Below are 10,056 nucleotides of genomic sequence, written 5' to 3'. Positions count from 1 at the left end.
TCATCCGGTTTTTCTCGCCATCGGACCATTGGCCCGCATCAACGCCATCAGCATCGGACCGAGCGAGAATTCACCGCGCTCCGCCCGCCGCGTCAGATCACGCAGATAGCCGCCCGCCGAATTGATATGGCCGCCGCGTTCGAGAATGCAGGCGATTACCGTGGCAGCATTTTCCGGCCCCATAACATCGCAGGCCTGCTGGTAGGCGCTGGGACTGACGCCGAGAGTGGAACGGACGACGACGGCGGCGACCATCAAATCCCGCCAGCTGCCGATCCTGCCACCCGGCCCATAGGCAACAATCTCGGGGCAAGCCTGCAGCACCATGGCAAGGGGGAAGGATTTCGGTGGCTCCCGCCGCGGCCGCGGTTCTTCCTCCGGCTTTGCGCCCTGCTTCGGTTCGAAGCTTGGTTCAAGTTCAGAGATGGGATGTGGGTTTGAATTATGTATGTGCCGACCGTTTTGGCTGTCATTGGCGTCTGTTTTTTCTACTTTTGTCTTCGATTCCAGCGTCTTGACGATCAGTTCGCGGAAGCCTTCGAGATCGGTCAGCAGGCTCCGGATATCCGCGGTCGATGGACGGCGCGGCAGGCTTGCCGAGAGGTGATTGAAATGCTGCTGCATCTCGATCCATTCGCCGGCAATTTCCTCTTCCAGCGCGATCTCGATGAGCTTGGCGATATCACGCCGGCAAAGGCTCAGCCGCTCCCTCAGACGCTTCCATTCAAGCTTGTCGGCAAGCACCTGCGCTGCCTGGGCTTCGATCTCGCGAGCGCGCACGAGGAGTGGCGCCAGGCTGAAGCCGAAGGCTTCCCCAAGCCCGCCCTCGCCGTTGCGGCGGGCAAAACGTTTTCCGTTCGGACTGTCGCGCCGGATGATCAGGCCTGCCTCCACCAGCATCGCCAGATTTCGCCGCAGCGTCGTTCCGGCCATGCCATGGGTGCGCAGCGACAACTGCTCATTCGACGGAAAGACGACGAAACCGTTGGCCTCGGCAATCTCGTTCTTCGGATAGAAGGTCAACAGCGCGTTGAGAACGGCAAGCGCACGGTCGGACACGCCGATCATGCTCTTTGCTTCGCAGAGCGCGCGAAAGATCTTCCATTTGTCGACCGATGCGTCCGCATCGATCCTGCTGGCGCTTTCCTGACTTGCCAGCATGCCAAGCGTCATCGATCGCCGCCCGAAGGGCGTCGATACATATTGAGGCTCCATGTCCTTCACCTTTTTCAAGGCAAAAGAAATCTACCACCCAAAAGGATGCCGAAGATGCTTGACACTGATTCGAGGAAGTGCGATTCTCAGATTGTCCAGATATGAGAAAGGCTTCCGCGACGGCAACGTTCGGAGGCTTTTTTCTTTTGCGGCCTACTCTCCTGCTTGCAACTTGCCGGCCTGATAGGCTTCGTAAAGCTCATCGAGACGGCGTGAAATGTAAGCGCCGAAATCCGGCGCATCGCCTGTTTTCAACGCGATCGTGAAGGAATTGCCGGCGCGTCTGATTCGGCCGGCAATCTTGCCGCCGTTCTTCGGCTTCCAGTCATATTCGGAGGGCTCCGGCTTCGCCTCTTTCCTGGCGAGTTCGGCGACCAGAAGCTCGAATCGGCGGTCGCTCTCCTCCGCCCTGAACCCATCCGAGGCGATAAGCTTCGCAAGCCGCGGCGCCGCCGTCCCATTCCAGTCTTGGGCAAGCGCCATCCACTTGCGTCGTCCGATACCGGGCGCGGCCCCCACCGACCTGATGATTTCGGCCGGAATGGCCTTGGCGACCGACAACAGCTTCGATAGCTCCGTCTTGTCTGTAGACAGCGCCTTCATGATGACAGGACGCTCAAAACCCTTGAGCTCGAGATTGAGAGCGAAGACGGCGCGTTCGATATAGGAAAGGTTCCGGCGCGCAGAATTCTCGATGCCCTGCGCAATAACGACATCGGTGTCGTCGAGCTGACGGACGATCGCCTGCACCTTGCGTCCGAGCAGCTTGACGGCCTGCAGCCGGCGATGGCCGTAGGCGATCTGGTAACGCTCGCCGACTTCGGGATGTCGCCGAACAAGGATCGGCACTTCCTGGCCATTGTCGGCAATCGACTGCACCAGCTCGTCCTCAAGATCGAGCGGCTGGTCGGCAAGGCGGTCGCGGACGAAGGAAGAATCGATCAGATCGGGATCGAGTTCTACGATGCGCTCGCCGGAGAGCAAAGCTTCCTGCATCGCCCTGCTCTCTTCCTCCATGCGGCCGAGGGTCAGCGCCATTGTCCGCACCGGCCCGGCCGATCCGCGCGAAGACGGCTCCTCGTAGTTGGCCGCGGCCAACTCCTGCGCCGTATCGTCGAAAAGACCTTTTAGGCGATCGCGTCTACTCATGTGCGGCCCCAGGCTTTGTGAATGCCGGCAAGAACCTCGCCATTGGCAGCGTTGACTGATTCCAGTGCCCGGTCATACGTCGAGCGGCGCACCTGCCCCTTCTCAATTTCGTAAAGCGTCTGCTTCGTCAGCCCGGCATCTGCGATTGCTGTCGATTTGAGGATGGTTGCCGTCAGCACGTCGTCACCGAAGAGGCTGCGCAGCAGCGCGACGATCTGCGACTGCGGCGCATCAAAGGGTTCGTGGCGGGTGACGACATATTTGATGAAGTCGTGCTGCAGGTCGCCGCCGGCCCTGCGAACCACAGAGAGAAGATCCGAGGTCATCAACAGGAACTGCGACATGGAGGCGACATCGACCATCTGCGGATGGATGGTGATGAGCAGCGACGTGGCAGCGCAAACGGCACCGAGGGTGAGGTAGCCGAGCTGCGGCGGGCAGTCGATCACCACCACGTCGTAATCGGCCTCGACCTCGGCAATCGCGACGCCGACGCGGCGGAAAAACAGCTCGGCCGGCTTCTGGCGATCATTGAGCGCCCGCGGCGTCTCATGCTCGAACTCCATCAGTTCGAGATTGCCGGGCACCAGATCGAGTCCGTCGAAATAGGTCTTGCGGACGATCTCCTTCAGCGGCTTACGAGCCGCATCGTAGCGAATGGCACCATAAAGTGTATCGCCGTCGGAAAGATCGAATTCCGGCTGAACGCCCAGCATGGAGGAGAGCGAGGCCTGCGGGTCGAGATCGATCGCCAGTACCCGGTAGCCCTCCAGCGCCAGATATTGCGCCAGATAGAGTGTCGTCGTCGTCTTGGCCGAACCACCCTTGAAATTGGTGACGGCGACCGTCTGCAGCTTTTCGCCGGGGCGACGCCACGGGAGATAACTCAGCGCGTCCTTCGGCTTGAGGTTCGCCATGTAGTGGCGCAATTCATTGATCTGCCCGAGCGTATAGGAGCGTCGACCATTTGAGGAAAGCTCCGGCTGCGGCCCCTTGCCATCCAGCGAAAGCTGGCGAAGATAACCATCGGAAACGCCGATCATCTGGGCGGCTTCGCCGGAAGAAAATGTGCGCAGCGTCTTCTGCGCAAGCGGCGGAAACAGCTTGTCGCGGAGAAGCTTCAGTTGGCGCGAAAGCTGGTTCGCATGCCGCTCGATCCGCACGTCCGTCGTCGATACGCTAATGTTGTCCAAAACACCCAATCCTTTTCGATGCGCTTTTCTGTCAACATAGCGTCAAAAAGCGTATCGAAAGTGACACGATTCGGCATTTGCAGCAAGAATAGGGCTCCGGCGCGTCCACAGGCTCGGTTGGCCGCGGCCAACTCGCTGCTCTGCCCTTGCAGCGAGCCGGCTTTTTCGGCAAGACCGCCAGGAACCACGGGAGTATCGGCTTGAGGCACATCCTTATCATCGGCATCGGCACGGGCAACCCGGAGCATCTCACCATGCAAGCGATCAAGGCGATGAACGCCGCCGATGCGATCTTCCTACCGGTCAAGGGCGCAGGCAAGGAAGAGCTCGCCGCGGTTCGGCGTGACATCTGCGAGCGCTACATCACCCGGCCAGGCGTCAGGATATCGGAATTCGAGGTGCCGCAACGGCAGACAGCAGAGAGAACCTATGCGGAAAGCGTCGACGCATGGCATGGCGAAATCGCCCGCATCTATCTACAGCTGATCTCCAGCCTCCCCGATGAAGGCAGCGGCGCCTTTCTCGTCTGGGGTGATCCCAGCCTCTACGACAGCACGATCCGCATCATCGAACGCGTGCGGCAGGCCGCCGGCCTGGATTTCGACTTCAGCGTCGTTCCCGGCATCACCAGCATCCAGGCCCTGGCGGCCAGCCACAAAATCCCGCTCAACCTCGTCGGCAAGCCGGTTGAGATCACCACCGGGCGCAGGCTAGCGCGCGACGGGCTCCAGGCTGCTTCAACGGTCGTCATGCTCGATGGCGAACAGGCCTTTACGAAGATCGACGATCCAGACGCAGAGATCTTCTGGGGCGCCTATCTCGGCACCGGGGACGAGATCATCCGGTCGGGACGGCTCGCAGACATCGCCGCCGATATTCAGGCGCTGCGTTCCGAGGCGAGACAGCGGCACGGCTGGATCATGGACATATATCTGCTGCGTAAGGGACGCGACTTCGAGGAATAGCCGGCGCCGTCATGTTTTGCCGCACCGGCCGCGATCATGTAAGAGATGATCAGAGGATTGAGAATGGGCACGAAGGCCGCCAAGGCAATCGACAGGACAGGCGAGGCGGATCTCGATGATCGGCCGACGGCGAAGCCACGCCCGCGCGGCGCCTGCCCGGCCCTTGCCGCACCGATGCCGACCGGCGATGGTTTGCTCGTAAGGTTGCGTCCGGCCGGTGGCGCCTTGACGCTAGCGCAATTCTCAGCGCTTGCCCGCTCGGCTGCAGAGCATGGAAACGGCATCTTGGAAATCACCGCCCGCGGCAACCTGCAGATCCGCGGACTGCGGGCTGAAACCGTCAAGCGGCTCGCCGCCGATATCGATGCCGCCGGGATCGCCGTGCCGGACGGTCCGGCAATCGAAATATCGCCACTGCACGGTATCGATCCTGAGGAGACAGGCGATCCAGCAGCACTGGAAAAGACCTTGCGCAGCAAGCTCGCACAGCTGCTCGCCTCGCCGCGGCTCGCGCCAAAACTCTCCCTCATTATCGACGGCGGCGGAGCGTTCGGTTTGTCGGCGCTCTCGGCCGATATCCGTATCGTCGCACAGCCCGGCGCACAATGGCTCGTAGCGATCAACGGCGATGACGAGACGGCAACGCCTGTGGCGAAGGGTGCAGCAGAAGCGGCGATATCGGCCGTTGGCGAAATTTTCGATCTGCTGGCGGTCAGGCAGAGCCTGCGAGCGAGGGATATCGATCCGGCCCTTCTGCGAGCGCGCTTTCCCGCTATGGACATCATCCGATTTCTTCCGTCACATCAAAAACAGACGCCGCTTTCCGGCTTGCACCGGCTGAAGGACGGAAAACACGTGCTTGGTGTGCGGCCGGAATTCGGCCAGATGCGGGCCCCCGATTTGACCGCCCTGCTCGACGACGCAACAGCTCACGGCGCAACAGCTATCCGACTTGCGCCCGGCCGCGGCTTCTTCTTCACCGGCTTTCCGGCAGGGGCCGCGCCTGCTCTGCAGATAACTTCGAGCAAACATGGCTTCACCGTGCAACCCGGCGAGAAAAGCGAATATGTCGCGGCCTGCGCCGGCGCCGGCGCCTGCGGCTCCGCTTTTTACGAGACGAGAGCCCTGGCGCACCGCCTCATTACCGCAGCACCCGTTCTCTTCGACGGATCTCTGACGTTCCATCTCTCCGGCTGTTCGAAAGGCTGCGCCCATGCCGGGCCGGCGCTGACGCTGACCGGATCGGCGGATGGTTTCGGTCTCATTCTCAACGGGCTTGCTTCAGATCTGCCGGATGAACGGATCGCTGGCAGTCGGATCGATTTCGCTATAGAGAGGCTCGCCCGGTTCATCGAAGACAACAGGAACGCTGGCGAATCGGCCGCCGCCTGCCTTACACGGCTTGGCGCAACCGGCGTTTCGAAGGCGCCGCGACAGGAATAAGAATGCCAGACTACGATTACATCCGCAGCGGCGACGCGATCTACGAGCGTTCCTTTGCGATCATCCGCGCCGAGGCCGATCTTTCGCTTTTCACCGAAGACGAGGCTGAAATTGCCGTTCGCATGATTCATGCTTGCGGCCTGGTGGAAGCGGCGAAGAATTTCCTCTTTTCCACCGATTTCGTCAGCACCGCACGCGATGCGCTGAAGGCCGGCGCGCCGATCTTCTGCGATGCGGAAATGGTGTCGCATGGCGTCACACGGGCGCGGCTGCCGGCGCTGAACGAGGTGGTCTGCACGTTGCGCGATCCCGCAACGCCGGAGCTCGCACGCGAGATCGGCAATACACGCTCGGCCGCCGCCATGCATCTCTGGCTCGATCGGCTCGGCGGGAGCATCGTCGCGATCGGTAACGCCCCGACCGCGCTCTTTCATCTGCTCGAACTCCTGCGCGACGGCGCGCCGAAACCCGCGGCGATCCTCGGCATGCCCGTCGGGTTCGTCGGCGCAGCCGAATCGAAGGATGCGCTGGCAGAAAATTCCTATGGCGTTCCCTTCGCCATCGTGCGAGGCCGGCTCGGCGGCAGCGCCGTGACGGCTGCCGCCATCAATGCGCTGGCAAGGCCGGGCCTATGACGACACCAGGCCGTCTCATCGGCGTCGGCACGGGTCCCGGCGATCCCGAGCTTCTGACCCTCAAGGCCGTGCGCGCCATCGAACGCGCGGATGTCATCGCTTACTTTGCCAAGCAGGGCAGGGGCGGTAACGGCAAGGCGATCGTTGAGCCGCTGCTGAAACCTTGGGTCACTCTGCTGCCGCTCTACTATCCCGTCACCACCGAGATCGACAAGAATGACGAACGCTATCAGAGCCTGATCACCGAGTTCTACGACCGATCTGCAAGAGACATTGTCGGGCATCTCGACGCCGGGCGGACCGTCGCCGTTCTCAGCGAAGGCGACCCGCTCTTCTACGGCTCCTATATGCACCTGCACGTCAGGCTTTCCACGCACTACCCCACTGAAGTGATCCCCGGCATCAGCGCCATGTCGGGCTGCTGGTCGCTGGCCGGCATGCCGATCGTCCAGGGCGACGACGTGCTTTCCGTACTGCCCGGTACGATGGCCGAAGGCGAACTGACGCGGCGCCTTGTCGATACCCAAGCTGCCGTCATCATGAAGGTCGGCCGCAATCTGCCGAAAATCCGCCGGGCGCTTTCGGCAGCCGGCCGGCTTGCGGACGCCCTCTATGTCGAGCGCGGCACCATGGCGAACGCGGCGATGGAAAGGCTTGCCGACAGGAGCGACGGCGATGCGCCCTATTTCTCGCTCGTGCTGGTGCCGGGCTGGGAGGGCAGCCGATGAGTGGCAGGCTTTTCGTCATCGGCACCGGTCCCGGTAATCCCGAGCAGATGACGCCGGAAGCGCTGGCCGCCGTCGATGCGGCGACGGATTTCTTCGGCTACGGACCTTATCTCGAACGGCTGCAGCTCCGCTCCGATCAGCTGCGGCATGCGTCGGACAATCGCGAGGAGCTCGACAGGGCAGGGGCGGCGCTTTCCATGGCAGCGGATGGCGCCAACGTCTGCATCGTCTCCGGCGGCGATCCCGGTGTCTTCGCCATGGCCGCTGCCGTCTGCGAGGCAATCGAGAACGGGCCGGCGGCGTGGCGCGCCGTCGATCTTACCGTGCTTCCCGGCGTCACGGCGATGCTGGCGGTGGCAGCAAGAGCCGGGGCGCCGCTTGGGCACGATTTCTGCGCAATATCGCTATCAGATAACCTAAAGCCTTGGAATATCATCGAAACTCGGCTTGAACTGGCGGCAAAGGCGGGCTTCGTCATCGCGCTCTATAATCCGATCAGCCGGGCGCGGCCGTGGCAACTCGGCGAGGCTTTCAAGCTGCTGCGCGACCATCTGCCGGCAACAACCCCGGTGATTTTCGGGCGCGCGGCCGGGCGGGCAAACGAGCACATCGCGGTGCAGCCGCTATCGCAAGCGGATGCATCGATCGCCGATATGGCGACCTGCATCATCATCGGCTCCGCCGAAACGCGAATCGTCGCGCGTTCCGGCAAGCCCGACCTGGTCTACACGCCGCGTTTCATGGCGGGAGGAAAGAGGTGATCGACCGCCGCAAGCGCCGCCTCGACGGTTTCGACCCATGTGATGATCGGCGACGGCGCGCGCGCCACCATCATCACCTCGATGCCGAGCAGGCGCGCCGCCTCGATCTTCGCATAGGTGGCGGTGCCGCCGCTGTTCTTGGCAATGACGACGTCGATATGATGCTGCCTCAGCAAAGTGCATTCGCTTTCCAGCGTGAAGGGGCCGCGATCGAGGATGTATTCGGCATTCGCAAGCCTAAGCGGCCGTTCGACGGGGTCGACGCTGCGGATGAGATATTGATGTTGCGGCGCCACTTCTGCGTGGTGAGCGCCCTGCCGGCCCGTCGCCAGGAAGACATGGCGGGGAGATTGGCCGAGCGCCTCGATGGCTGCCGGGATGCTCTGCACTTCCCGCCAGCGATCGCCCGGCAAGCGTTGCCATTCCGGACGACGCAGAGCGATCGCAGCGAGAGGGGAGGCCGCGGCCGCGATGGCGGCATTTTCGGAAATTCGTTCGGCGAAAGGGTGCGTGGCGTCGATAAGCAGCCCGTAGCCGCCGGCTTTCAAAAAGTCGGCCAGCGCCATGGCACCGCCGAAACCACCAATACGGACCGGAACAGGCTGCTCGGCCGGTTTCTCGGTACGTCCTGCCAGCGACAGCAGAATATCGCAATCATCACGCGCCGCGAGCGCTTCGGCGAGCAGGCGCGCTTCGCTCGTGCCGCCGAGAATCAGGATGCGAAGTCTTCCCATGTCTGATGTCTTTCCCACTTGCAGCAAGCGCTGGCTGACTATTATCGGCATCGGCGAAGATGGTCCAGCAGGGCTGGGCGAGGAGGCGAAGAGGCTGATCGCCACCGCACCGGCGGTGTTCGGCGGAACGCGGCACCACGCGCTTGCCGCATCGCTGATATCGGGCGAAAAACTTGCCTGGCAGAGCCCGTTCGAGCGCTCGGTCGATGCCGTCCTTGAACGGCGCGGCACGCCTGTCGTCGTGCTCGCCTCCGGCGATCCGTTTCTCTACGGAGTCGGCGCAACCCTCTGCCGCCGTGTCGCGGCGGAAGAGATGCGCGTCATTCCCGCGCCTTCGGCCTTCAGCCTTGCCGCCTCCCGGCTCGGCTGGCCGCAGCAGGACGTGACGACGATCTCGCTGCATGGACGCCCGATCGACCTTGTCCGACCGCATCTGCACCCCGGGCGGCGCATCATTGCTCTGACCTCTGATGAAAATGGACCCGGCGAGCTTGCTGCCTTGCTTGTCGCCAGCGGCTTCGGTCAGTCGAGACTTACCGTACTCGAAGCGTTGGGCGGTGCGCGGGAACGACAGAGACACGCCGTGGCGTCGGATTTCGATCTCACTGACATCGATCCCCTGAACGTCTGCGCGCTCGAGGTTACGGCAGGGAAGGGGGCTCGCATCCTGCCTTTTGCCGCAGGTCTCGAGGACGATTTGTTCGAGCATGACGGTCAGATCACCAAACGGGAAATCCGGGCGATGACGCTTTCGGCGCTTGCGCCACGTCACGGCGAACTGCTCTGGGATATCGGCGCCGGCTCGGGATCGATCGGCATCGAATGGATGCTGGCCGATCCATCGCTGAAGACGATCGCCGTCGAGCAATCGCCCGAGCGGGCGGCGCGGATTGCCCGCAACGCAACTGCCCTCGGCGTGCCGCATCTGGCCGTTGTCGAGGGTTCAGCGCCCGATGCGCTGAGAGGCCTGCCGGAACCGGATGCGATCTTCCTCGGCGGCGGCGGCAGCGTACCTGATGTCATCGACACTGCCATCACTGCGCTGAAGCGGGGAGGGCGGCTCGTCGCCAATGGCGTGACGCTTGACATGGAGGCGGCATTGATCTGCGAACATGGCAAACGCGGCGGCTCCCTCACGCGGATCGAAATATCGCGCGCTGCGCCGCTCGGCAGCATGAGCGGCTGGCGGCCGGCGATGCCGGTGACGCAATGGCGCTGGACGAAAGGATAGCG

10 protein-coding genes are annotated in these 10,056 nt (G+C 62.7%); 6 read left to right on the top strand and 4 right to left on the bottom strand.

The annotated features are described in order from the left end of the window. The 3 genes from repC to repA all read right to left on the bottom strand — a co-directional run bounded on the left by repC (position 1) and on the right by repA (position 3,557). Positions 1-1,215, bottom strand: coding sequence for a plasmid replication protein RepC (gene repC, locus NXC14_RS27975; protein WP_085781244.1), 1,215 nt, complete (start codon positions 1,213-1,215; stop codon positions 1-3). Positions 1,216-1,368: 153 nt separating this feature from the next. After that, positions 1,369-2,364, bottom strand: coding sequence for a plasmid partitioning protein RepB (gene repB, locus NXC14_RS27970; RefSeq protein WP_085781243.1), 996 nt, complete (start codon positions 2,362-2,364; stop codon positions 1,369-1,371). Continuing rightward, positions 2,361-3,557, bottom strand: a complete 1,197-nt coding sequence (gene repA, locus NXC14_RS27965; protein ID WP_085781242.1) for a plasmid partitioning protein RepA — start codon at positions 3,555-3,557, stop codon at positions 2,361-2,363. Before repA ends, repB begins: the two co-directional genes overlap by 4 nt. A 200-nt stretch (positions 3,558-3,757) precedes the next feature. Here repA and cobF point away from each other — a divergent pair, with 200 nt between their 5' ends. The 5 genes from cobF (at position 3,758) to NXC14_RS27935 (ending at position 8,089) form a co-directional block, all read left to right on the top strand. Further along, positions 3,758-4,522: a precorrin-6A synthase (deacetylating) gene (gene cobF, locus NXC14_RS27955; protein ID WP_085781240.1), complete on the top strand. Its 765-nt coding sequence runs from the start codon at positions 3,758-3,760 to the stop codon at positions 4,520-4,522. Between the two features lie 63 nt (positions 4,523-4,585). After that, the gene (gene cobG / locus NXC14_RS27950) at positions 4,586-5,965 is read left to right on the top strand and encodes a precorrin-3B synthase (protein ID WP_085781239.1); all 1,380 of its coding nucleotides are present in this window, start codon (positions 4,586-4,588) and stop codon (positions 5,963-5,965) included. A 2-nt stretch (positions 5,966-5,967) separates the two neighbouring features. Then, positions 5,968-6,600, top strand: coding sequence for a precorrin-8X methylmutase (locus tag NXC14_RS27945; RefSeq protein ID WP_085781238.1), 633 nt, complete (start codon positions 5,968-5,970; stop codon positions 6,598-6,600). After that, positions 6,597-7,328 (top strand): precorrin-2 C(20)-methyltransferase, encoded by a 732-nt coding sequence (locus NXC14_RS27940; RefSeq protein WP_085781237.1) that lies wholly within the window; start codon positions 6,597-6,599, stop codon positions 7,326-7,328. The genes NXC14_RS27945 and NXC14_RS27940 overlap by 4 nt, the downstream gene beginning before the upstream one ends. Beyond that, positions 7,325-8,089, top strand: coding sequence for a precorrin-3B C(17)-methyltransferase (locus NXC14_RS27935; RefSeq protein ID WP_085781236.1), 765 nt, complete (start codon positions 7,325-7,327; stop codon positions 8,087-8,089). The genes NXC14_RS27940 and NXC14_RS27935 overlap by 4 nt, the downstream gene beginning before the upstream one ends. On the opposite strand, the gene NXC14_RS27930 is transcribed toward NXC14_RS27935, so the two are convergent. Next, a complete protein-coding gene (locus tag NXC14_RS27930; protein WP_085781235.1) occupies positions 8,053-8,823 on the bottom strand; it encodes a cobalt-precorrin-6A reductase in 771 nt (256 codons plus the stop codon). The genes NXC14_RS27935 and NXC14_RS27930 overlap by 37 nt on opposite strands. Between NXC14_RS27930 and cbiE the strand changes: the two genes are divergently transcribed. Beyond that, positions 8,822-10,054, top strand: a complete 1,233-nt coding sequence (cbiE, locus tag NXC14_RS27925) for a precorrin-6y C5,15-methyltransferase (decarboxylating) subunit CbiE (RefSeq protein WP_085781234.1) — start codon at positions 8,822-8,824, stop codon at positions 10,052-10,054. The genes NXC14_RS27930 and cbiE overlap by 2 nt on opposite strands. Positions 10,055-10,056 lie beyond the last annotated feature (2 nt).

This window comes from Rhizobium sp. NXC14 (genome assembly GCF_002117485.1).
In the GTDB taxonomy this organism is placed as follows: domain Bacteria; phylum Pseudomonadota; class Alphaproteobacteria; order Rhizobiales; family Rhizobiaceae; genus Rhizobium.
Note: the sequence above shows the minus strand (reverse complement) of the source record. Positions and strands in the feature narration are given on the sequence as shown.

Bases quoted from the DNA above. Each gene is read 5' to 3' on its own strand.
- NXC14_RS27945 (WP_085781238.1), top strand. From the start codon at position 5,968: ATGCCAGACTACGATTACATCCGCAGCGGCGACGCGATCTACGAGCGT.
- cobG (WP_085781239.1), top strand. From the start codon at position 4,586: ATGGGCACGAAGGCCGCCAAGGCAATCGACAGGACAGGCGAGGCGGAT.
- repC (WP_085781244.1), bottom strand. From the start codon at position 1,215: ATGGAGCCTCAATATGTATCGACGCCCTTCGGGCGGCGATCGATGACG.
- NXC14_RS27940 (WP_085781237.1), top strand. From the start codon at position 6,597: ATGACGACACCAGGCCGTCTCATCGGCGTCGGCACGGGTCCCGGCGAT.
- NXC14_RS27935 (WP_085781236.1), top strand. From the start codon at position 7,325: ATGAGTGGCAGGCTTTTCGTCATCGGCACCGGTCCCGGTAATCCCGAG.
- cbiE (WP_085781234.1), top strand. From the start codon at position 8,822: ATGTCTGATGTCTTTCCCACTTGCAGCAAGCGCTGGCTGACTATTATC.
- repB (WP_085781243.1), bottom strand. From the start codon at position 2,364: ATGAGTAGACGCGATCGCCTAAAAGGTCTTTTCGACGATACGGCGCAG.
- NXC14_RS27930 (WP_085781235.1), bottom strand. From the start codon at position 8,823: ATGGGAAGACTTCGCATCCTGATTCTCGGCGGCACGAGCGAAGCGCGC.